22 protein-coding genes are annotated in these 23,668 nt (G+C 37.0%); 13 read left to right on the plus strand and 9 right to left on the minus strand.

What is annotated here, in order from left to right:
* Positions 1–10: 10 nt before the first annotated feature.
* Positions 11–1,132 (plus strand): sensor histidine kinase, encoded by a 1,122-nt coding sequence (locus RIB54_RS13965; RefSeq protein WP_350101492.1) that lies wholly within the window; start codon positions 11–13, stop codon positions 1,130–1,132.
* A 26-nt stretch (positions 1,133–1,158) separates the two neighbouring features.
* Positions 1,159–1,908 (plus strand): LytR/AlgR family response regulator transcription factor, encoded by a 750-nt coding sequence (locus RIB54_RS13970; protein ID WP_350064433.1) that lies wholly within the window; start codon positions 1,159–1,161, stop codon positions 1,906–1,908.
* Here RIB54_RS13970 and RIB54_RS13975 read toward each other — a convergent pair.
* Entirely contained in the window at positions 1,905–2,435 is a 531-nt protein-coding gene (locus tag RIB54_RS13975; protein WP_350064435.1) for a hypothetical protein, read from the minus strand. The two genes, RIB54_RS13970 and RIB54_RS13975, sit on opposite strands and share 4 nt — an antisense overlap.
* 182 nt (positions 2,436–2,617) lie before the next feature.
* Between RIB54_RS13975 and RIB54_RS13980 the strand changes: the two genes are divergently transcribed.
* Both RIB54_RS13980 and RIB54_RS13985 read left to right on the plus strand, forming a co-directional pair.
* On the plus strand, positions 2,618–4,342 hold the full coding sequence (locus RIB54_RS13980; protein WP_350101493.1) for an alanine/glycine:cation symporter family protein: 1,725 nt from the start codon (positions 2,618–2,620) through the stop codon (positions 4,340–4,342).
* A gap of 103 nt (positions 4,343–4,445) precedes the next feature.
* Positions 4,446–4,844 carry a hypothetical protein gene (locus tag RIB54_RS13985; protein ID WP_350101494.1) on the plus strand — a complete coding sequence of 133 codons (399 nt, stop codon included), beginning with the start codon at positions 4,446–4,448 and terminating at the stop codon, positions 4,842–4,844.
* 14 nt (positions 4,845–4,858) lie between these two features.
* On the opposite strand, the gene RIB54_RS13990 is transcribed toward RIB54_RS13985, so the two are convergent.
* Both RIB54_RS13990 and RIB54_RS13995 read right to left on the minus strand, forming a co-directional pair.
* Positions 4,859–6,238 carry a TonB family protein gene (locus RIB54_RS13990; protein WP_350101495.1) on the minus strand — a complete coding sequence of 460 codons (1,380 nt, stop codon included), beginning with the start codon at positions 6,236–6,238 and terminating at the stop codon, positions 4,859–4,861.
* A complete protein-coding gene (locus tag RIB54_RS13995) occupies positions 6,231–6,773 on the minus strand; it encodes an RNA polymerase sigma factor (protein ID WP_350101545.1) in 543 nt (180 codons plus the stop codon). Before RIB54_RS13995 ends, RIB54_RS13990 begins: the two co-directional genes overlap by 8 nt.
* 106 nt (positions 6,774–6,879) lie before the next feature.
* On the opposite strand from RIB54_RS13995, the gene RIB54_RS14000 reads away from it, so the two are divergent.
* Positions 6,880–8,748 carry a vWA domain-containing protein gene (locus tag RIB54_RS14000; protein WP_350101496.1) on the plus strand — a complete coding sequence of 623 codons (1,869 nt, stop codon included), beginning with the start codon at positions 6,880–6,882 and terminating at the stop codon, positions 8,746–8,748.
* Positions 8,749–8,792: 44 nt separating this feature from the next.
* Here RIB54_RS14000 and RIB54_RS14005 read toward each other — a convergent pair whose 3' ends face one another.
* Positions 8,793–10,349, minus strand: a complete 1,557-nt coding sequence (locus RIB54_RS14005; RefSeq protein ID WP_350101497.1) for a DUF8728 domain-containing protein — start codon at positions 10,347–10,349, stop codon at positions 8,793–8,795.
* A gap of 28 nt (positions 10,350–10,377) precedes the next feature.
* Here RIB54_RS14005 and RIB54_RS14010 point away from each other — a divergent pair, with 28 nt between their 5' ends.
* Positions 10,378–11,865, plus strand: a complete 1,488-nt coding sequence (locus RIB54_RS14010) for an ArnT family glycosyltransferase (protein ID WP_350101498.1) — start codon at positions 10,378–10,380, stop codon at positions 11,863–11,865.
* A 7-nt stretch (positions 11,866–11,872) separates the two neighbouring features.
* On the opposite strand, the gene RIB54_RS14015 is transcribed toward RIB54_RS14010, so the two are convergent.
* Genes RIB54_RS14015 through RIB54_RS14035 form a run of 5 tightly spaced genes read right to left on the minus strand, consistent with a single transcriptional unit; the run spans position 11,873 to position 16,118 of the window.
* A complete protein-coding gene (locus RIB54_RS14015) occupies positions 11,873–12,463 on the minus strand; it encodes an HAD family hydrolase (RefSeq protein WP_350101499.1) in 591 nt (196 codons plus the stop codon).
* Positions 12,460–13,194, minus strand: a complete 735-nt coding sequence (locus tag RIB54_RS14020; RefSeq protein ID WP_350101500.1) for an SDR family oxidoreductase — start codon at positions 13,192–13,194, stop codon at positions 12,460–12,462. The genes RIB54_RS14015 and RIB54_RS14020 overlap by 4 nt, the downstream gene beginning before the upstream one ends.
* Complete coding sequence (locus RIB54_RS14025) at positions 13,194–14,525, minus strand: FAD-binding oxidoreductase (protein WP_350071676.1); 1,332 nt, start codon at positions 14,523–14,525, stop codon at positions 13,194–13,196. Before RIB54_RS14025 ends, RIB54_RS14020 begins: the two co-directional genes overlap by 1 nt.
* Positions 14,526–14,529: 4 nt before the next feature.
* On the minus strand, positions 14,530–15,393 hold the full coding sequence (locus RIB54_RS14030) for a decaprenyl-phosphate phosphoribosyltransferase (protein WP_350071673.1): 864 nt from the start codon (positions 15,391–15,393) through the stop codon (positions 14,530–14,532).
* Positions 15,394–15,404: 11 nt separating this feature from the next.
* Complete coding sequence (locus RIB54_RS14035; protein WP_350101501.1) at positions 15,405–16,118, minus strand: lipopolysaccharide core heptose(II) kinase RfaY; 714 nt, start codon at positions 16,116–16,118, stop codon at positions 15,405–15,407.
* A gap of 179 nt (positions 16,119–16,297) precedes the next feature.
* Between RIB54_RS14035 and RIB54_RS14040 the strand changes: the two genes are divergently transcribed.
* From RIB54_RS14040 to RIB54_RS14070, 7 genes are all read left to right on the plus strand, one after another.
* Positions 16,298–16,879: a sigma-70 family RNA polymerase sigma factor gene (locus RIB54_RS14040; RefSeq protein WP_350101503.1), complete on the plus strand. Its 582-nt coding sequence runs from the start codon at positions 16,298–16,300 to the stop codon at positions 16,877–16,879.
* A gap of 5 nt (positions 16,880–16,884) precedes the next feature.
* Positions 16,885–17,184: an anti-sigma factor gene (locus RIB54_RS14045; RefSeq protein ID WP_350071664.1), complete on the plus strand. Its 300-nt coding sequence runs from the start codon at positions 16,885–16,887 to the stop codon at positions 17,182–17,184.
* Positions 17,181–17,753: a guanylate kinase gene (gene gmk, locus RIB54_RS14050; RefSeq protein ID WP_350101504.1), complete on the plus strand. Its 573-nt coding sequence runs from the start codon at positions 17,181–17,183 to the stop codon at positions 17,751–17,753. The genes RIB54_RS14045 and gmk overlap by 4 nt, the downstream gene beginning before the upstream one ends.
* Before the next feature lie 6 nt (positions 17,754–17,759).
* Entirely contained in the window at positions 17,760–18,446 is a 687-nt protein-coding gene (locus RIB54_RS14055; protein ID WP_350101505.1) for a hypothetical protein, read from the plus strand.
* Positions 18,447–18,483: 37 nt separating this feature from the next.
* A complete protein-coding gene (gene nadD, locus RIB54_RS14060; RefSeq protein WP_350101506.1) occupies positions 18,484–19,059 on the plus strand; it encodes a nicotinate (nicotinamide) nucleotide adenylyltransferase in 576 nt (191 codons plus the stop codon).
* A gap of 11 nt (positions 19,060–19,070) precedes the next feature.
* Positions 19,071–21,680 (plus strand): DUF5686 and carboxypeptidase regulatory-like domain-containing protein, encoded by a 2,610-nt coding sequence (locus RIB54_RS14065; RefSeq protein ID WP_350101507.1) that lies wholly within the window; start codon positions 19,071–19,073, stop codon positions 21,678–21,680.
* 85 nt (positions 21,681–21,765) lie between these two features.
* Positions 21,766–23,667, plus strand: a complete 1,902-nt coding sequence (locus RIB54_RS14070) for a tetratricopeptide repeat-containing sensor histidine kinase (RefSeq protein WP_350101509.1) — start codon at positions 21,766–21,768, stop codon at positions 23,665–23,667.
* The last annotated feature ends 1 nt before the right edge of the window (position 23,668 follow it).

The following is a 23,668-nucleotide window of genomic DNA, read 5'->3' on the forward strand; positions in this document are numbered from 1 at the left end:
TTGACTTCTTATGAGCCTGTTTGAAAAAATACCCAAAGTCTATAAAACAGCATACATGCTGATTTGTCTTTGGTATGCTGCAAATTATACCCTCAGCTCAATAATTGAATGGCAGGTTTTCAGGCCATACAATACAGACGCTCTGTGGAACGGACTCTATATGTTTGAGGCACTTTGCATCTTTATAGGCCTTACATTTTTTTATGCTTACTGGATTGTAAGATATAAGCTCGTTTTTCAGATTACAGGGCATATTATTGGCTTGTCAGTATACTTTATGGCCATGAGCTACTTATCCTATTATTTTGATTACTTTCTGGATGGCCTCGTATTCTTTGATGATTGGAAAGAATATATGCTTAACCTCTTAAGCTGGGATGCTATGAGGTTTTACGATCAATACATTATTACCGTGGCCATTTTTTATGTAATCAGGTATTTTGAATACACACAGCGCAAGGAGCAGGAAAAGAGCCAGTTAGCACTTAAGAATAAAGAAATGCAGCTCGCTTTGCTTAAATCTCAGATCAACCCGCACTTTTTATTTAATACCCTCAATTCTATTAGTATGCTAATATCTTCGAGCAAAGAAAAGGCCCGAAAAGTAATTACTCAGCTTTCCGATGTATTTAGATATGCACTTGACTCGCATTCCGGTGAGCTTGTAAAGCTCGTTCATGAACTTGAGTTTATTGAAAACTATATAAAAATTCAACAAGTAAGGTTTGGAACCCGTCTGAAGTATGTTGTGGAGGTTGAGCCAGGATGTACCAGCCTTGAGGTGCCACCAATGATATTACAGCCCCTCGTAGAGAACTCTGTAAAATATGGAATTGGCCCAAAGGATGATGGAGGAACAATTAATCTTATCATAAAACGTGTTGAAGACGGGATTTACTTTGAGGTAACAGATGACGGGTTGGGTAAAAATGCCTCAAAAGTGTTAGATGGCAAGTCAACTGGGGTAGGTTTAAAGAATAGTAATAGAAGATTGATGAGTATTTTCGGACGAAGAGCCGGGCTGAAGATTGAGGCCAGAGAAGATGGATATACAGTTAAATTTGTAATACCTGTAATAAAAAATTATGAACCAGCGGTTACAAAAGAGGTGGCTGAACTAATAGAACACTAACCAACTAAACAATTAACAAGCTAAACATGAAAATCAACTGCATTATTATAGATGATGAAAAACTTGCACGCGAACTTTTAATTGAATTTTTAGAACCATATACAGATATAGAAATTGTTGCAGAGTGCTCGAACGGTAAAGATGCCGTTGAAAAAATCAATGACTTGAAACCTCAACTGATATTTCTTGATGTGCAAATGCCAGGGATGGATGGTTTTGATGTATTGGAGAACCTAGACCATCGACCATTTGTAATCTTTACAACGGCCTATGATCAATATGCCATAAAGGCATTTGACAAGAGTGCTATAGATTATTTATTAAAGCCTTTAGATGAAGAGCGCTTCAGGCTGGCTGTGCAAAGAGCCTCTGAAAGAATAGGAGCTGAGGAAAATAATGTGGAGGAGCTAATCAGTAGTATTAAAGGCACATTAGATGGTGGCGCTAAATTTTCAACACATTTATTTGTTCAAAAAAGCGAGAAGCTCCTGAATATTGAAGTGAAGGATATTATCCATTTGGAAGCATCTGGAGACTATACCGTACTTACTACCAAAGCCGATCAGTTTTTGAGCTCATCGGGTATTGGTAAACTTGAAGAGCGATTAGATCCTGAGGTATTTATTAGAATACACAGAAGTTCAATTATCAATCTCAACTTTCTCAAGGAAATTGAAAAGCATTTTAATGGAGGATTAATCGTTAAAATGGAGAATGGCAAGAGTTTTCCTGTGAGCAGAACCTATGCCAAGCAGATAAGAAAGAAAGTAGTCTAAATCAAACGAGCTTTAATAACCTGCATTTCATCTGAAGTGCAGGCTACTTCAGTAGACATGTATTTCAGTATATATTGTATTATGTCGGCATTTAAGTCAGAAGAATCCAATAGCTGAATATTTTCGACAATAAGCTTTTTGTCTTCTGCAATGTTATCTTTCATACCAATGTAGGAGGGAAGACTGTTCTCTATGTACAATCTTAAAAACCGTATTTCAAGATTCATTTTATCAAGATCAACTGCTTTGTTAAGCAAGGTCATGGCTTCCTTTAGGCTGCTAACTTTGGTCACAGGATTCCAGCTGTGCTTTGCAATTAGTGCTTTGGCAGCAGCTTCGTATGCTGTTATTACAGGGGTTATTTGTTTGTACGCTTCAACTTTGGTGTAGTATTCAAAGCATTTTTCAAGATCAAAATCACTGTAGAATAATTCTTCCCGTATAAGCGCAATTGCACTCTTCTCCTGAGCATTTATTTTTCCCAGCCCTGCAATCAAAAACAAAATAAATAAAGAGGCTCTTTTCATTAAATTAAATAAGTAAAGTTTCAACGGTTTTGGTTTAAAAAAGTTGATATCCCAATTAACTTTTTTTAAGTTATTTAATAGCATCAAGAGAAAAGGGGTTTTCCACTTATCAAAATGTATTTTTTGCTGCCATTTTTTATTTGTTAGATTTGCCCGTTATTCAAATTACATAAACTGACGAAATGCAACAAGTAAATGATTTTCTGGTCTTAATTGACAGTTTTATTGGTAGTGCAGTTTGGTTCCCATATGCCCTTTTAGGTGCAGGACTTTTCTTTACTATTTATTTAAAATTCCCTCAGGTAAGATTCTTCAGACATGCGGTAAGAATAGTTTCAGGAAAATTTGACAGAGAGGATCTCCCTGGAGATACTTCACACTTTCAGGCTTTAGCCACAGCACTATCAGGAACGGTAGGAACAGGAAATATTGCTGGTGTCGCGTTTGCTCTCCATTTGGGTGGTCCGGCAGCACTTTTCTGGATGCTGGTAACTGCTGCATTTGGTATGTGTACTAAGTTTGTAGAGGTAGCTTTATCCCATAAGTACAGAGAAAAACTTGATGATGGCACTATGGCAGGCGGACCCATGTATTATATGAAAAATGCTAAGTTTCCATTGAATGGAAAAAATGTTAATCTAAAATGGTTAGCGGCAATATTTGCATTCGCTACGGTTTTATCATCTTTTGGTACAGGAAGTTTACCTCAGATCAATAGTATTTCAAGCTCATTACTTGCCACTTTCGGATTTGATCAAATGATAACGGGAGCTGTATTGGCAGTGTTATTAGGACTAGTAATTATTGGTGGTATAAAAAGAATTGCTGCTGTTACCTCTAAACTGGTACCTGCTATGGCCATCATTTACTTTATAGGAGCCTTTGCCGTAATTTTTGCTAATCTTGATAATATCATTCCATCTTTCATTTCAATATTCGCTGATATATTCACTGGTTCTGCTGCTACAGGTGGTTTCATAGGAGCCAACATAGCTTATGCTTTTAATAGAGGCGTAAATAGAGGTTTATTCTCTAATGAAGCTGGTCAGGGTTCAGCCCCAATTGCCCATGCTTCTGCTAAAGCAAATGAGCCATTGTCTGAGGGTATGGTGGCTATTCTTGAGCCATTTATTGACACTATCATTATCTGTACCGTCACTGGTTTAGTGCTACTTTCGTCTGGTGCATGGAATGAAAAACATCAGAATATTTTTGAATATAACGATGTTGAAATTTTGTCGAATCAGTACTCTGAAAGAAATGAAGAGGACTTGGATAAAATTTATAATCACTTAAATGGCAACTCCGCTGAGAAAAGATATAACGGATCATTGAAAGTAGAGAATGGAGTAATAACAAATGACGACCTTACTTTTTTACATGCAAGGTCGTTTGCTGATGATGTAATTGTTTATGAAGATAATCTTTTAGATACTAAAAAGTTATTCACCGGAACAGTGACCATAAAAAATGGAAGTATTTCTGACACCCAGGCATTAAGGTTTGAAGGTAAATCTCTGGTTCACTCAGCCCCACTTACAGCCATTGCATTCAACAGGGGATTCTTTGGTGACTATGGACAATATATTGTTTCTATAGGTTTACTTTTATTTGCATTTAGTACAGCCATTAGCTGGTCATATTATGGAGATAGGGCCATGACATATCTATTCGGAACAAAGTCAGTGATTTACTACAGAATAGTATATGTAGTGGCGTTCTTCTTTGCTTCATTTGCTGACACTACCATTATATGGACATTATCAGGGATCACCATTGCCTTAATGACCCTACCTAACTTGGTAGGTATTATTTGGCTAAGAAAAGACATGAAAAAGACTATTGTTGAATATGGAGATTTCTTTGAGAAGCAATTCCCAGGAGTTAAACATCCTAAGTTTAAATAGTCAAACAAAACGATAATTTGAAAGGAGCCTCATTGCGATAAGGCTCCTTTTTTGTTTAATAATGCAATTTGTTATTTTTAAAAACATAATAAGAACGAATTGAATGGAGGTTGTAATAAAATACAAAAGGAAAAGAAGGGTTTTCTATCTGACTATGATTGTATTATGGCTTTCACTTATTGGAAGTGTATTCATTTTTGATGTTAGAGCAAGTTATACAAGTTATAGTTGGATCTTCATTGGAACCATATATACTGCGATTTATACCAATAGCTTACTTAAAAATTATCTAACAATTAAAAATAACGAGATTGTTGAAAATGCCTTTTTCGGAAAAAGAATTAACTTAAATGAAGTCGTATCATTTAAGGCGTTATTTGGTGATTATATTTTGAAAACTAATGATAAGGAACTGGTCGTCAATACACAGATTATTGATCACCAATCCTTGAAGAAGTTAAATGAAAGTTTGGCGAAATATGATTACTTCCAATTGGAATAAATAATTGTCAGTGGTTACTCACCCTTATCGAATTTTACGGTAACACGAGCAGTACTTTTTACCTTGTTGCCATTTTGCTCGGCAGGCAGCCACGCTGGACCTTCCTTAATTAACCTGATCGCCTCCTGATCATAATAATAGCTTAAGCTTCTTTTTATCTCAAAATTGGTAAGCTGACCATTCTCAAGAATATCAAACTTAACAGCTACTTTACCTTTTACATTTTGAGATGAATCGTACCTGGTATTTTTCTTTAAATAGTCCTTGTATTCGGCCATTGATATAGACGGCCTGGAGTTGTTCCATGTATTAATTGAATTATCTGTTTCAGATGCTGCACCATAACCAACAACAACTACCTCACTCAGTTGAGATACATCACTACCCATTTGTACATCTATCTGTGATCTGTCACCAATTTCTATTTCTTCGGTAGCCAGGCCGATAAAGCTTATTACAAGAGCGTCTCTTTCAGAGGCTTCAATATTTGCAATTTCAAAGCGACCATCAATATCTGTTACTGTTCCTATTGTAGTTCCTTTAACCATCACATTAACACCAGGTAAAGGCTGACCATCATCAATGGAAGTTACTTTACCGCTTATTGTTGGTGTTTGGGGTGCATAATTCATGGCCAGTCCCGATGCACTTGGGGTTTCAACACTAATAGCACTTCTTTTCGCTGCTTTTTTTCTTGCTTCTATTGGTCTTGCTGCCTCTTCCTGTGCACTTTCAACAGCAGCCGGCTCTTCAGCTATTAAATCCTCCATAGCCACTTCATCTGTTGCCACCTCAATTTCTGCTATTTCCATAGGTTCGATCTTATCCTCTTTTTTATCAGTTGTAATCGCATTGTCCGCAATGAACTTATCACTTTCAATATCTGCATCGTTGATTTCAACCTCTTTAGTTTGCGATTCAATTACTTTCTCCTCAGCAGGTTGAATCTTAGCAATTGGTGGTTCAGGGATGCTTTCAGTTTCAGTATCGTCTATTTCTTCCTCCAAACTAAGTTCTTCTTCAACGGATTCTTCAGGAATTTGGACAGGCTTGTTCTGTGCTATTTGTGGTTTGCTTGTATCCGTAGCAATGTCCCAAACCAAATAACTGCTTAGTGCCAATAGGAGCACAGAAGCAGCAATCTTAATGTAGAAGAACACATTGTCATTTTTCTCTTTCGAAATCCGCGCTTCTAATTGTGAATTGATTTTATTAAGGTCGTTGAATAAGTCACCTTCATATTGATCAAAGCCTTCCATGGCCTCATTTTCAAAAGATGAATTTAACATCAGTCTTTCAACTTGATGCTGTTCATCTTCCGACAGCAAGCCTTTATAGTACTTATCTATAAGTTCTGGTGTCAGTTGATCGATATGTTTCTTGTTTTTACTCATTTGTATTTTCCATACAGATTTTCAAATTTCGCTTTCCGTTTTGGATGTAACTTTTCACTTTCTTAAGATCAAATCCCGTTTTATCTGCAATATATGAATACGGTTTTTTCTGAAGATAGAACAACTCAACACAGTGCTTCTGTTCATTTTGCAATTTTTCTAAACAATTTTCAAGCTTTTGCAGGTCATCTTCTAACTCGCCTTCATCTTGATGATGCAGCAATAGGTTGGATTCCATAAAGTCAGGCTCAAATTCTACTGATTGAGATTTTGACTTTTGTGATCTGATGGCCATCAGGCAATGATTTTTAGCCATTACATAGAGCCAACTTTTAAAGTTTTGGATTTCATGCTTTTTAACTGCATCAATCAATTTTTCAAAAACCTGCATCACGGCATCCTGGCTTTCTTCCTTGTCTTTAAGATACTTAAGGCATAAGCCAAATACCAAATGCATATAGGGCTGATATAGCTTGCCCAATATTTCCAGGTTGCCACTTTTCTTATAGGACGATATGAGCTCTTGTTCAGTAATGTTTTAAAAAGTTATAGAGACTAAACTAAAATATTTTTCTAAGCATTTATGGAATTTCTATTGGCAGTGCATCCTATCAATAAAGTTCAACTTAAATATAAATGCCATGAAAATTAAAATGATCCTTTGCTTAATGTTAATAGGCTTCATGTATAATGATGCTATTAGCCAAATCAGAATTGCCGGAAAAGTCACTTCTATAGATGACGGAAGCCCACTCCCCGGTGTAACAGTTGCAGTGAAAGGTACAACTATTGGGACAGTGACTGATATCGATGGAGAATTCTCCATAAATGCTCCAAGTGCAAATGCTATCCTTGTCTTTAGTTTTATTGGTTTAGCCACTGAAGAAATAAAAGTTGGTAATCGTAAAATTATCGATGTGCAAATGTCATCTGATACAAATCAGTTGAGTGAAGTTGTAGTTGTTGGATACGGAACGGGAAAGAGAAGCAAGAATAAGGCAGTGGCCGAATATGAAATGGTTGCAGATGAAGCCTTTAGTACTAGAGTATCCGGTGCAGCAATAAGTTCTTACCCTCAACCGATGGAAGAAACCAGTAATGAAGACTATGCCAAAATTGTTGAAAATGGATTCAAGAACCCTTTTGCCGATCCATTATCTACTTTTTCTATTGATGTAGATGCCGCCTCTTATAGTAATGTGAGACGCTTTTTAAATCATGGTCAAATGCCACCGAAAGATGCTGTAAGGATTGAGGAAATGGTCAATTACTTTAATTATGATTATAAGCAACCTAATGGTGATGATCCTTTTTCAATTAATACAGAGTTGGCTTCCAGCCCCTGGAATAAAGATCATAAGTTGGTGCACATAGGCCTTCAGGGTAAGGACATTGCGATGGATAACTTACCGCCTTCTAACCTTGTGTTCTTGTTGGATGTTTCTGGTTCAATGAGTGATGCCAATAAATTGCCTTTGCTTAAATCTGCTTTTAGATTATTGATTGATAAGTTGAGACCTCAGGATAAAGTGGCTATTGTGGTATATGCTGGTGCTGCCGGAGAGGTGCTTCCTTCAACGAGTGCTTCAGAAAAGGATAAAATTTTAGATGCCTTGGATAATCTAAGTGCAGGAGGGTCAACCGCAGGAGGAGCAGGTATTAATTTAGCTTATAAAATTGCCAAGCAAAATTTTGTAAAGAATGGAAATAACCGTGTGATTCTTGCTACTGACGGTGACTTTAATGTAGGTGCATCAAGCAATGAGTCAATGGAGGAATTAATAGAGCAGAAAAGAGAAGAAGGTGTATTCCTGACAGTTTTAGGGTTTGGGATGGGTAATTACAAGGACTCTAAAATGGAGATTTTAGCTGATAAGGGAAATGGTAACTATGCCTATATCGATAATATTTTAGAAGCCCAGAAAGTGTTGGTTCATGAGTTTGGTGGAACATTATTCACTATTGCCAAGGATGTTAAAATTCAGGTGGAATTCAATCCTGCCAAAGTTCAGGCTTATAGACTGGTTGGTTATGAAAACAGAATTTTGGCACCGGAAGATTTTAATAATGATAAGAAAGATGCTGGTGAACTTGGAGCAGGCCACACCGTAACAGCATTGTATGAGATTATCCCTGTTGGTGTAAAAAGTCAATTCGTAGTTGATGATCTTAAGTATCAGAAGACTAAAATCACTGAAGGAGCCATTAGCTCATCAGAGTTGATGACCGTTAAGTTGAGATACAAAGCACCGGATGATGATAAAAGTAAACTGATTGTGAAGACTATAGAAGACTCAAAAAAGTCTATTGATAACACCTCAGATAATTTCAGATGGTCGGCAGCGGTGGCGGCTTTTGGTATGCAGCTTACAGCTTCTGATTTCAAAGGAGACTTGACCTATTCAGATATTTACGATCTGGCAAAATCGGCCAGAGGCAAAGATGAGCAAGGTTATAGAGCCGAGTTTATCAGAATGGTAGAGAGCTGCAGGTTGATGGCGAGGAAGTAATTTTTAGAGAAGAAAAGGGCTCAGTTGATCTCTGAGCTTTTTTCTTATTTATTTCTTATAACATCTTTGGGCAAATTATGATTTGCTAATTCCTTTTTCAATATGTCATCCATATTTGTATTTATTGCATAAAAGCTCACCGTTTCGTGGCCACAAATCACATTGTTTTGGATGGTCCAGGTTTCAATTTTTCTCCAGCCTTTAGGCACTTCATTAGGGTACCAATGGTCATATATTACGGCTAGATCAGACTCATTATTTTTCGCGATCTCACTATAACCTTCTCTTTTTTCTTCACTAGATGTACTACTTCTAAGCATGTTAAGGACGTCAATGCTGCCAAGCCCAACCATATCTACAATGTGAATATTAGGGTTGAAATAGGAAATGGCTCCAATGTCATTGGCCATAACCGTAATATTGTCTGGTAATGAGCTTAATAATCTTGACATTTGAATTTGCTGATCATAAATGTTATGAGTAGCCTGAATTGTTCTATGATAATTTCGGTATGATCGTTTTATCCAAGGTGCGAGCAGAATTATAACGACAATGGTGATTGCAATCTTTGATTTGAAATATTGCCTGATAAATGCCTTGAAAACATCGTGTCCAAGCATATATGCAAAAATGCTGGTGGCTATCAAGTAAGATTCGTAACGGTTGTATCTACCAACTTTTGCAAATGCACAGTGGCTAATTAACAGTAGAAATGTAATGGCTGAAGCATAAAAAATGAGTGACTTATTATTTCGAGTCCTATAGGCTATAATGCCCGTTATCAGAATAGGTACGGTTAAATATAATCTTGTAATATGATAGACAAGATTGTCAAGGGTGTTTATTATAAAGTTGACTAATGCACCATTGGAAAGTGAACTTGCATCACTTTTAATCAGTATAGTATTTGGTAAAAAATGAGATCCATTAGATACTGATACTATGCCAAATAGTATCATAGGAAGCATTCCAGTAATGAAAATGAACGTGGCTACTCCATATTTTCTTTGCAAAACGAATAGAAATGGGATTATGCCAACAAGAAAGAGCCCTTCATACCTCACAGAACCAATCAAAATAGAAAAAAATAGTAATAAGCCCAGGCTGCCCTCCTCACCGGAGAGCATTCTTGAAGCTAGGTAAATAAACCCAATAGCTATGAGAGCATGCATTAAATGTTCCATGCCACTAAAAGCCATAGTGGGCAGTGGCACAAATAATAAAAGCATTGCCGTGCAAAATGCATATAAATATATCGGGGTGTTATTTTTTGTTGCTATGGCATTAAATTGCAAGAATATAAGAAGCGCGCAGACAATGTTGAAACCCAAAGGAATAAATAGGGAGTGATCTATTAAAAGAAAAATGGCAGTGAGAAGGCCACCATATAAAAGTGATGATGATGTGGCTGAGAAATTGTATTTATCTATCCCCCACATTCCATAATCTGCAGTATTATTAGCAATGGCCATATGGATGTAAGTGTCATCTATTGGATATACAAACTCTCCGTTGTTTCTTTGAATACTGAATGCAAATAGTATTAGAAATACAATAGAGAAAATGGCTATGGCGATCCAAGTAATCTTTTTTATGTTCATTGTCGATTTTTAATAAATGGTAAAATTAATGATCGCTAAAATTTATAACACTATACTTTCTAATTCATATCTAAAAGTGGTACTCAGTTGTACCATATTGGTGTTTGTTGCTTCACTTTATCATCGGTATATACAGCAAGATGAGCCGTGGTTTGGTGAGCAGGCCTACTGGCTGGTCAAGGAAGGTAATGTTAAAATTAAAAGTATGCCTGGTATTTTTAATTGGACCTCCAATATGATTATTTACCATAAACTAGTGGTTTGGCTAGGTGCAGCTATCATATTCCTGTTTGGGTGGAGTGTCTATTATTTCAAGTTATTGATCCTTCTGTTCTTTACCACCACAGCATACTTCATTTATAGGTTTTTAAAAGTGAAAATGAATACAGGAGATGCGGTAGCATTTCTTGCAGTTACACTATTCTTCATAACACCTGAGCTTATTCATCGGGGTTTTATATATCGTCCTGAAGTTATGGTAATGTGTTTTGGTTTTCTTTCATTCTATTTTATCTATGATTATAGATCGGCTCCTAGGCTGTTATTAGGAGGTCTTTTTGCGGGACTTGCTTTTCTGAGCCACCTCAACGGAATGATATTTCCTGTGGCTGGTTTTATTTATCTTCTAATTCAAAAACAATGGAAGCCTCTAATGCTGTTTGCTCCGGTAGCTTTTTTGGTTTCTATGATTTATACCATCGGGCTTTGGAACCAGGAGTCAATAGAAACTTACATGTTTCAATTAAAAAACTGGCCTACACATCAAGATACCTTTAGCTCAAAAGTTGATGGAAATATTTTGGATACCGTTTTTAGTCACATTAAAAGAATACTGGGCGAACATAAACGCTATTTCTGGGATCAGGATGTCTGGGGCATCAGCGGACTTTTTATAGTTTCAATGTTGGTTTCTTTTAGAAGAAACAAAAAAAACTATCCAGCATTAATGACTTATACTTTAATTCTCCTGATAAGTATAGCAGTGCTTACCAGTAGTCATAGCCCAAGATATTTAGTCGCCCTTATGCCTTTTATGGTGATGACAGTTGCTGTTACCATTTTTAGTATTAATGATATGAAAAAAGGTAAATCGGCTATTGCCGCATTGTTTACACTTATGGTTGCTGCACAGATAGCCTTTGCTTCCATGGCTTATTCAAAAATCTTCAAAACAAACCATTATCATGTACAAAAGCATGCCCAAGTTCTGTCATCTATAGAAAAAGGAAAGAATATCTTAGCCCCTTGGTCTATGATCTACAATCAAATTGATGAGTATAATTTTTTCTCCTTCAAAACCTATGAGTACATAGAAGATCAGAATAACATTAAGCTAAGTCAGATTGACCTTTTGGAGCAGGCACATGACAAGTACCTCATTGATTATATTATAGTCAATACTATTCGTAAGCATGATAAAGAGTTTCCGTGGTTTAAAAATTGGCAACTAGAACCAAATCCTTTTTATAAAGAGATTAAACGCAATGAAGATTTTTTAATCTTGAAGCGAATCTAGACTTAGATTAAAAGTATTTATAATGTGGGTAATGGGCTAGAGCCAACATTTCTTTGTCTCCTCTGCTATCACCATAAACATAGATTTCTGAATACTTGGAAATATCAATTTCAGCTTTTACTCGTTCTACTTTTTCTTGACCGTAGCAGTTATAGCCATCGATTCTGCCTGTAATTTTTTCATCAATGATTTCCAATCTTGTGCCTATTAACTTGATTCCAATTTGGTCGCACCAGTGTTTTAGCCAGTCCTCGGCAGATGCAGAAACGATATATATATCATCACCATTTTCCTGATGCTTCTTTATTTGATCCATAGCTCTGCTTCTTAATAATCTTGGAATAATCTTAGCTGAGAAATCAGCACTTACATTCTTCATGTCTTCAACACTTAATCCTTTAAGAAAGTATTTCAACACTATTTCTTTGGCCTTCCAGTTTGGGATCAAGCCAAGCTTCATAGCTACCAAGTATGGTGATAGCCAAGCAAATCCTAAAAGGAAATTCAAACTTCCTTTATGAAACTTTAAGAACTCAATGAAGCTGTCTTTAGTGGTAATTGTTCCATCAAAATCAAAAAGGGCAAGCGTCTTACTCACAGCTTTAGTTTTTTGAATATGCCTTCGGGTATTGTTTTGATGATATACATGATGAGGCGCCACATAGAAAGTACATAAATGGTGTTCTTTTTCTTGCGAGCAGCTTTTGCAATTGCTTTTGCAACTTGTAAGGGGCTAGCTGTTAATGGTTTTGGTAAATCCATTCCAGCTGTCATTTTAGTATCAATGAATCCTGGCTTAACAGTCAGTACATGTATTCCTTTGTGGAATAATCTATTTCTTAATCCTGATAAATACGCTGTAAAACCAGCCTTTGAAGAACCATAGAAGTAGTTGCTTTGTCTACCTCGTTCGCCAGCCACAGAACTTATACCTACTATAGTTCCAGTTTTCTTATCAATCATTTTCTTAGCAACCTCTTCCAGAATAGAAGCTGCGCCTATGTAATTGATTGACATTATACTTTTGGCCTCATCCCAGTTATTCTCCGCTTCGGTTTGATCTCCGAGATATCCGAAAACGCAGATGCATATATCAGGTATACCCACCTTATCAATAAATGCAGGGTGGGAGCTATAGTCGGTTGCTTCAAATTCAGCAATTTCTACTTTTGCCTCATTTCTTATTTCCAGATCACTCTTAATGGGCTCAAGGTCTTTTACATTTCTTGCTGCCAGAACAAGCTGAAATTGCTGTTCTGCATATACTTGAGCGAGGGCTTTTCCAACATCAGATGTTGCTCCTAGGATTAGTACTTTTTTATCGTTCATTAAGATGTGATATTTAGTCTGTCAGATTGCGTGGATGCAAACTTAAAGTTTGGGTTATACTTTTCTACTATAGCCTTCCATTTAGAAAAATTAGGATAGCTCTGTGCTAATGTCCGAGCATCCATGCGGGCATCTTTTGTTAAATAGATGCGTCCACCATATTCCAAAACTACAGCATCAAGCTCATTTAAAAATTCAAACAATCCTTTGCGCACAGGGAAATCCAAAGCCAGTGTCAACCCCTCCATTGGGAAAGCTATTAAATCGTTTTGTTCTCCAAAAGCTTTCAACACGGCTAGAAATGAGCCCATGCCCTTGCTTCTTATCTTATTAAGTATTTTAACTAACCCCTCTTTACCACCTTCTTTTGGAAGCACAAATTGATATTGAACAAAACCGTTCTTTCCATACATTCTATTCCAATTATTAATAGCATCAAGAGGATAGAAAAATGGCTCATAAGGAATAACACCTTCCATTACCCTTTTGTAATTCTTAGCGTAGTAGAGCGCATTAAAAGCTTTAATAGAAAGCGGGTTCAATGCTATGGCCGGAAAGTTGAAAGGTACATTGAGCTTTTTCTTTGGCTTAAGGTTTAATGGAGCCCTTTTTTGACTTTCACTTAGCTCTTCCAAATTTGCATGCTCACCGCATATTAATATGCTTCTTCCAAAGGATTTCCCTCCTTTAAGGCAATCGATCCAGGCCATGGAATAAGTCGCAGATTTATATTCATCGAACAGCTCAACGATTTCATCAAGGTTTTTGGCCTTAATTTGTTTTTGAGCAATATAAGCTGATTCAATTTTCTTTAATCTAAAAGTTGCATTTAGGATTACCCCTGTTAGTCCCATACCACCACAGGTGGCTTCAAACAACTCGTGTTCATCAGTTCGACTACAGGTTTTAATGCTTCCATCAGCACAGGCGATTTCAAATTCATCCAAATAAATGGAAAAGGAACCTTCTCCGTGATGGTTCTTTCCATGAACATCAGAGGCAATGGCTCCACCTACTGTTATAAATTTAGTGCCAGGAGTAACAGGTAAGAACCATCCTTTCGGTACAATAACATCCAGAATCTCACTAAACAATACTCCTGCTTCGCACTTTAAAACTCCATTATTAGTATCAAAATGAAGCATTCTGTTGTGAGATAATGAGCTTATAACATTATGGCCGATAGCAGAATCGCCATAAGACCGTGCGTTACCCCTTGCAATGGTTTTTGAGTCACTGGCCAACAGTTTGATAAGTTCTCTTTCTGTATCAAAACGATTAACCTCAGCGTCTACTAGCGGATAATTACCCCATCCTGAAATCTTTTTCATTTGGCTAGATATATAAGATTAGGAAATAACTCAAGCCCCAAAGGATGAGGGTTAATTGTATAAACCGGTCAGTATATAGCACCCTCACCGGAGAAGAACTGTCGTTCTCAACCAGTGTTTTTTGCAGGTATCTGAGTACTCCAAGAATCACAAACAAACCTGTGAAATACAGGTATTCAAAATTCATTCTTTCAACTACTTCATCAGAGATGGTGTACATTAAATAAGCCACGATGAGGGTGGTTGATACCATGGTTATAGCCGAATTGATGAATTCCATGTTGTACTTAGAACTTGACTTACGAATAGAATTCCCCGATTCGATGAAAATCAGTATATCATCCCTTCTTTTGGCAAGGGCCAAAAACAATGACAATAGGAATATTATTATAACCAGCCACTGTGTTAAAACAACATCAACAATAACCCCACCACCGACAGTTCTAAGGACAAATCCAAATGAAATAAGAACCATATCCAATATCGACACATGCTTAAGTCCAAAGCAGTAGGCAACATTGATAATAATGTATGTTGCAAGTATTCCTGTAAAGTATGAATTAGTTAGTGTGGATATTGCAATGGCTGATATGCCCAAGACCAACATGATAACGATAGCTAAGGTGTTAGAAATTTTACCAGAAGCAATAGGCCTGTTTTTCTTCGTTGGATGCGCCCGGTCTGCCTCTACATCACGAATATCGTTTAAAATATAAATGGAACTGGCTGCAAGGCTAAAGGCAACAAATCCAATTGCAGTATCAATGAAAATTTCTTTTTGGAAGAGTATACCAGCAAAGAAAGGGGCAATAAACACGAACAAATTTTTAACCCACTGTTGAGGCCTAATTAACTTAATAAGTTCCATTAACTAGATTTCTAACTTTTAAATAATACTCTCCTTTTCAATCTTGAAAATTTCCGAGCGTATAAATCGTAATGATAAGCAAATTTATACCAACCTGATTCTAAAATTTCACTAAATAAACCTTCTATACCTGGGGCGCTTTTACGAAGGTATGCCCATTCATACCCAAAATCAAACCCTGTCAAGCTCGCTTTTTTTGGGTTAGTATCTATCACATAGATCTCATTTTCCTTTTCTATGAAGTTTCTAATCTGAGGATCGCCATGGGTATACCCCTTTTTATGAATACTCTTTAAAGTGCCTATTACCTTAGGGTATGTTTTAGGCCGATCAAGGCAACTTGTACCGTCTAAATATGAATATAACAGCCATGACTGAACTACCATTCCGAAGCTTCTCTTTTCTGCAGCTATTATTGGAGTTGTTGTTTTGACTCCAATATCAGACAGAAGATTCATTGATTTTAGATTTTTAAAAGATTCTCCAAGTCGAAACAATGTTAAAAACCTGATCCATATTCGCTCATTTTTTTCTTTAGGCACTTTGAGAACAAGATCATCAGAATTGATTTGCACATGCCTCACCGAACTTCTGTGATTGTCTTTTAGGGTTTTGGTCAGTACAAATTTTTTATTTTGAACAATATCAAACAGGTCTTTAGCCATTTGATCATTTATTTGATCAGAAATAAGTAAAGTCCAGCCTTGGTAATTAATTGTCCTCATTCCTTAATTTATTGATGCAATGATACACATTCTGGGTTTTGTCAAGCATAAGACAATTACAACCTTTCAAATAATAATGTTGTCTTTTATTAATCCATATGCCACTTCAGTGCGTTTATCTATTATAAAAAGCAGAGATGCTCATATAAATCATTTCAATATTATTATTTTTGAACCCAATGTCTGATTCACAACGTCAAAATTATACGCAAAAAGAAAAGGAATCCATTTTCGATAAGGAGTTCCTGCCTCACATAGGACCTATGTATAATTTTGCATACCGGCTTACTTTTGATGATGATGATGCCAAGGATTTAGTACAGGATACTTATTTGAAGGCATACAGATTCATTACTTCATTTGAACAGGGTACCAATGCAAAAGCGTGGCTGTTCAGAATAATGAAGAATAGTTTTATCAATGACTTTAGAAAGAAGAGCAAGCAACCTGCTAAGGTTGATTATCAAGAAGTTGAAACTTTTTATAACTCTGATGATGTTGATAAGGCTATAACAACTGATTTGCGGGTAGAAACAGTGCAGGATATGATCGGTGACGAGATATCAAATGCGCTGAATTCTTTAGATGTGGACTTTAGGACTGTAATTATACTTTGCGATTTGGAAGGTTTTAAGTACGATGAGATGGCTAAAATTTTGGACATTCCTATTGGTACGGTAAGGTCAAGGCTTCATAGAGCAAGAAACCTTTTGAAAGAAAAGCTCAGTGACTATGCGAACAAAATGGGGTACAAAAACTAAATAATATGGAATCAAATTCTACCGGTTCTTTAGATACAGGTGGATCTGATAGGAAGGACTCGAATCAACCAGATCACAACGAATGTCTCAAATTACTTCATCTTGTGTTAGATGATGAAGCCACCGCAGAACAGAAAGACTATTTCGATAAGCATGTTTGCAACTGCATGCCTTATTATGAGATTTATCATGTAGATAAAGCCATAAAATCGCTGGTTAAGAATACATGTTGTGGTAAGAATGTTCCTACAGATTTGGCTGACGCCATTAAAGAGCAAATTTTTCGAGGAACAGACAAAGCATGAGTGGAGGGAAAGCAATCATTTTTTCTGCGCCATCAGGTTCCGGAAAAACAACCATTGTAAGACATCTTTTAAAAACTAATCCAAAACTGGGGTTCTCCATTTCAGCATGCACGCGCGACAAACGTGGCCGCAATGAAGAAAATGGGAAAGATTACTACTTCTTAACCCCCGAGGACTTCAAGAACAAAATCGATAATGACGAATTTATTGAGTGGGAAGAAGTGTATGCTGGAAATTTTTATGGCACCCTTAAGTCTGAAATTGAGCGCATTTGGGCATCTGGCAAGCATGTGATTTTCGATGTTGATGTTAAAGGAGGGCTACACTTAAAAAAATATTTTGGAGAGAAAGGATTAGCGATTTTTGTTAAAGTTCCATCTATGGAGCTTTTGAAGGAAAGGTTAAAGGACAGGAAAACTGAAACTGAAGACAGCCTTTCACAACGGATCTTCAAAGCAAAATTTGAAATGTCATTTGAAGATAAGTTTGATATTTCATTGGTTAATCAGGACCTTGATGAGTCGCTCAAAAAAGCGGAAAAACTGGTTAATGATTTTATCGAAAAATAACCTATCATGTGCTGGAGGGTTGTTTTATTTCTTTTATTATTTCCCATCTCATTGCAAGCACAAAAAGGCATAAACCTTGGTTTTGGGTTTAACAATTTCAAAGCCCTCTCTGAATTTTCTGATAATACTACGCGTAACCCGCTGGGGGTTTCATTCCTTGCTTCCAAGGATTTAAAAAATAAAAGATTTCAAATAGGCTTTGAGCTTGGTGTGGGGCTTTATTCTGGCAAGCGGTATTTTTATGAAACCGTTGCAGAGGGTTACCCTGGCAACTATGTTAACCTTTATGAAGAAAATGGCTTTATTTTATATGACGTTCATTTGCGCTATAAATTGCTGAAGGAAAAAACTTTGATGCCTTTTGTTGAAGCTAAGGCCGGTGCCAGCACTTACTTTAGCATAATAAGGTCCATGCAGGTTTCTGAGGTTTATAAAGATGATTCTTATATTCATGATACGGCATTAAATGCAGGAATTGGGCTGGGAACCTATGTTGATATCGGCAAACTTTTTACTAGTAAGAACTGGGTTAAGAAAACATTACTTAATATATCAGGAAATTATTTATTAGGTTCGCAGGTAAGGTACAGAAATGCAGTGGCTTACGAAGTTGTAGATACTTTTGAGTCAGGTTTTAGGGAATCTAAAACCAATACTTTCCAATATCATATCGGACTGGTTCTGGCCTTTTAGTTTGGAGCAACACCAGCATTTCAATAAAAGTATTCCAATGAAAAACATCGGACTTTTTTTTGGCAGTTTTAATCCCATCCACATTGGTCACTTGATCATAGCCAATACCATGGTGGAGCATGCCGGACTTGATGAGGTTTGGTTTGTGGTTTCTCCACAAAATCCATTTAAGAAGCAGTCAAGCTTGCTGCACGAGTTTGACCGACTTGATTTAGTGAATGCTGCAATATTTGATAATTTTAATTTAAAGGCCGTTGATGTAGAATTTAGGATGCCTAAGCCTAGTTATACTATTGATACACTTACTTATCTGTCTGACGAGCACAAAGACAAAAAATTTAAGTTGATTATTGGAGAGGATAACCTCAAGGGCTTTCATAAGTGGAAAAACGCTGAGAAGATTCTTGAATTTTATGAATTATTGGTTTATCCGAGACCTAACGCGCAACCTTCCGACCTAAAAACGCATCCTAAAGTTCAACTGATTGAGGCACCGATGATGGACATTTCTGCTACGTTTATCAGGAAATGCGTCCAAAACCACAAGTCTATTAAATATCTTGTGCCAGAATCCGTTGAACAACTGATTATCGGAAGAAAACTTTATATGTAACCCAAAACTCATTGAAACAACTACTAACTAGTGCAATCTTAGGTTGCCTGTCTATCACCTTATTATCGGCTCAAGGTATTCGCGGCACTGTCAAAAGCGAAGAAGGTGAGCTACTCCCATTCGCTACCATCTATATTCAGGAACTTGGCACTGGTACCACCACCAATGGCGATGCTCTTTTTGAAATAAAAACAACTCCCGGAAATTACACACTGGTCTTTCAGTTTGTTGGTTTTGAGGCTCAGGAGAGAAGTGTAAATGTGTCCGACAAATTTGTTGAACTTAATATAATTATGAAGCCTCAGGTAATGGTACTTCAGGATATAGAAGTGAGGGCGGGCAACGAAGATCCTGCATACACCATAATGCGTAAGGCCATTGCCAAGAGCAAGTATCACACACAGCAGGTAGATAAGTACACTGCCAGGGTTTATATGAAAGGAACTGGCCAATTGAAAGATGCACCATTCTTCCTGGAAAAGACCCTTGAAAAGGAAGGGGTAGAAGAAGGCCAGGTATTTATTTCAGAATCTGTAAGTGAAATTGAATATACCCGTCCAAACACCTATAATGAAAAGGTTATTTCCATAAGAAGTAGTGGTGACGATAAAAACGGCAACCCAAATGCCTATATCAATGGGTCATTTTATGAGCCAGAAGTAGCTCAAGGTGTTTCTCCATTATCGCCCAGAGCATTTTCCTATTACAAGTTTGTTTACGAAGGCACCCATCGTGACAGAGGTTTTGAGATAAGCAAAATAAGGGTGATTCCCCGTTCGCAAGGTGACAATGTTTTTAAAGGGTATATAGAAATTGTGGAAGATTATTGGAGTATTTATAGCCTTAATCTTGCAGTTTCCAAACTGGGAATAAATTTTGAAATCAAACAATTTTATGAGCCCGTTGAGCAAAATGTTTGGCTACCCGTAACCCATGATTTTTTAGTTGATGGTAAGGTGTTTGGCTTTGAATTTGAAGGCAAGTATTTAGCCACTGTTAGCGACTATAAGGTAGAAGTTAACCCCGATTTGGCTGTAGAGTTTGAGGTAGTTGATGAAAAACTGGAGAAAGAATTGGCGACTAAACTTGACAAGCAGGTGAAGAATGAGGAAACCAAGGAAATTCAGGAAATTCTGACATCAGGTAAGGAAGTGACTAGGAAGCAGCTTCGGAAGTTGGTGAAGGCCTATGAAAAAACTGAATTAGAAGAGACAGATGAGCCGGAAGTTGTATCAAATAGAACTTTTAAAATTGATACACTGGCTTATAAAAACGATTCGGCTTACTGGGCGCAAATAAGGCCAATCCCATTATCAAAAGATGAAGTGGATGGCTATGCTAAAATTGACAGCCTTTCAGAAGTACAGCAAAGGGAAAGAGATGGTGACACCCTTAAAACCAAAAAGAAAAAGACGAAGCATATTTTTGACCCTATTGTAGGTAACTATTATAAACTAGCTGATAAGACTTACCTGCACCTATACGGGTTGTCTGGTCAATTTAATACGGTTGATGGTTTTGATCTGGAAACAAGGTTGGTTTTTACCAAAACCTATGACAATGAAAATAAAAACTGGCTTCGCATAAATCATCAGAGTAGATACACTTTTGCCAGAACGGCTTACAATGGCATTTTAGAGTTTAGGTATGACTTTGGTGAAAGGGAAAAACGTAATTCAATTCGATTGAATGGCGGTAGATATATTAACCAGTATAATAATGATCAGCCTATTCACCCTGTTATTAATACTTTCACCACGCTGATTCAAGAGTTCAATTATATGAAAATATATGAGAAGGATTACGCTGAGATAGTATATGATAGAAAGTTATGGAACAAGCTAAACCTCAATATAAAAGGGGAATTGGCAGAAAGGAGAGAACTACAAAACCGGTCTTCTTACAATTTGGTTGATCGCTCTCAGCGGGAGTACACACCAAATGCCCCCGTTGCTGTAGAACTGCCAATCACCTCTTTTGAAGACCATAATGCTTTAACCACAGAGGTTAATTTGTTATATGAACCATGGGTAAAGTTTAGGATGTACAATGGCAGAAAGCAGAAAATTGACACCTATACGCCAAAATTCAGATTGAAATACGTGAAGGGGATACCAGATGTAGCGGACAGTAAAGTAGATTTTGATTTATTGGAATTGGGCTATCGTCATACATTTAAAATAGGCATTCGAGCTCTAGCTGATGTTTCATTAAAGGCTGGTAAATTTCTGAATGATGAAAGCCTGTATTTCATGGACTACAAGCATTTTTTGGGTAACAGAACTCCTTTTGTCACCACAGATCCCGTTGGCAGCTTTAGAATGCTTGACTATTATGCATTTAGCACCAGCAATGAGTACTTTACAGGAAGCTTTCATTACCAAATGCGTAAATTTCTCTTTACCAGAATTCCTATTGTAAGGCTGGCAGGGGTAAGGGAGAGCTTCTTCACCAATTACCTGGCTACCGATTTCTCCAATAACTACACTGAAGTTGGCTATGGTATCAATTATATCTTCAGACTGTTCAGAGTGGAAGCTGTAGCTAATTTTGTTGATGGAAAATACAAGGATTATGGAGTGAGAATAGGTATTGCCGCTAATCTTGATAACTTATTCTAATAGCTGGCTGTTAAAAGATGACTTCATCCATAACAAAAAAATAAATCTATTTATTACCTTGGATGCAATCAATACAATGAAGTAGATGACGCGTCTTTTACTATTCTTCTGTTTATTCAGCATCACTTCTGTTAAGGCACAGCAAGGTATTGATAGCCTTAAAAATCTATTTAACAGCCCGTTAACTCCTTCGCAACGAGCCTATGTGTTAGATGAATTGTCTTATCAATGGTTTTATGAAAATCTAGATAGCTCCTTATTTTACGGAAGTAAGGCATATAAAGAATTCTCAAAGCTTGATGACCCTAACGGTCTGTCACAAGCGGCCACTTCTGTGGCCGTAGCCTATCATTATTTGAATCTGTGGGACAGCGCAGAGCACTATTATAAAGAGGCACTTTCCATTCGGGAAGCAAATAACTCAACAAGGATTGCCTCTTCATTGAATAATCTCGGGGTGGTTTTCATGGATCAGGAGGATTATGAAGAGGCCATAAAATATTACATCAAGGCAATGGAGGTGAGACAACTTTCCAATGACAGTATAGGAGTGGCGCTGACCAAAGTCAACCTCGGACTCATCTTCAAGAAGCAGGGTATTTATGACAAAGCACTCACTTATTATAAAGACGCAATTGAAACGTTAGAAAAGTTCGATCAGCAGAAGCATTTGGAGGTAGCACTTTTAAACATGGGAGCCATATATAATACGCTTAAGGTGTACGATACAGCGGCAATGTATAATATAAAACTTCGAAATCTTGCAGTTCAACAGTCATCGCAAAGAAACCTTGCCAAATCTTTCGTTAATCTCGCTAATTCCTATCAAGGGTTGGGGTTATTGGATAGCAGTCTTTATTACGCCAAAAAAGGACTTGAGTTTTTTGAGTTGCAAAATGACACTTTGAATATGGCCAATGCATTACTCTCCATTGCTCAAAGCCATCTGGAGGGCAGAAATTATAAAAGTGCTATTATCAATTCCAAAAGATTGGAGCTTTTGAATAAAACAGATGGAAGTAAAGAGATAGCGATCGAAAATCAATTGATTTTGGCCAAAGCCTATGTCGCTTTGAGCGACTATGAAAATGCGTACACTAAACTTGAAAATGCTTTCTATCTCAAAGACTCCTTTCTTACTACCTCATTAAATGAAACCATTAGTGGCCTTACTGTAAAATATGAAACTGAACAAAAAGAAAGGGAAATTTCTCAGCTTAAAATCACGAATCAGGAGGCTATAATTGCCGAGCAAAAAGCTGCAAACGAGCGAAACATACTACTCTTTTTCGCCTGTATTTTGATTCTTGGAGCCATACTCCTCTTTTTGCTTCTCAGGATAAAATCAAGGTCTAATGCTATTGTAGTTAAGTCTTTGGGCGAAAAGGAAACCCTTTTAAAAGAGATTCACCACCGCGTGAAAAATAACCTTCAGATCATTTCAAGTTTACTAAGCCTGCAATCGCGGTTTATAGAAGATAAAGATGCCAAGGCTTTGGTAAATGAAGGGCAGAACAGGGTGAAGTCCATGGCTTTGATTCATCAAAAACTTTATCAGAAGGATAATTTAATGGGTGTTGAAGCCCTGGATTATATTCAAAACCTTACCAATACGCTGCAGGCTGCTTATGGTGCAGACTCAACCAAAGTGAAGGTAAATTATGATGTAGATAACCTTATCCTTGATGTTGATACGATGATACCCATTGGCCTCATTTTAAATGAATTAATCAGCAATAGTTTTAAGCATGCGTTTCCTACAGGTGAGGGCATTATGCATATAATATTTAAGGAAACGGAAGGCAAATTGATACTTACTGTAAGGGATAATGGAGTTGGCAGCACTAAAGCTTTTAATGAATCAGATTCATTCGGGCTGAGAATGATAAAGTCATTGTCAAGAAAACTGGAAGCTACTATTAACTACAATTTTAACAAAGGGACTGAGGCCTCGCTTACTATTATGAATTATAAGTTATATAATTGAT

The organism is Fulvivirga sp. (assembly GCF_040218215.1).
Taxonomy (GTDB): domain Bacteria; phylum Bacteroidota; class Bacteroidia; order Cytophagales; family Cyclobacteriaceae; genus Fulvivirga.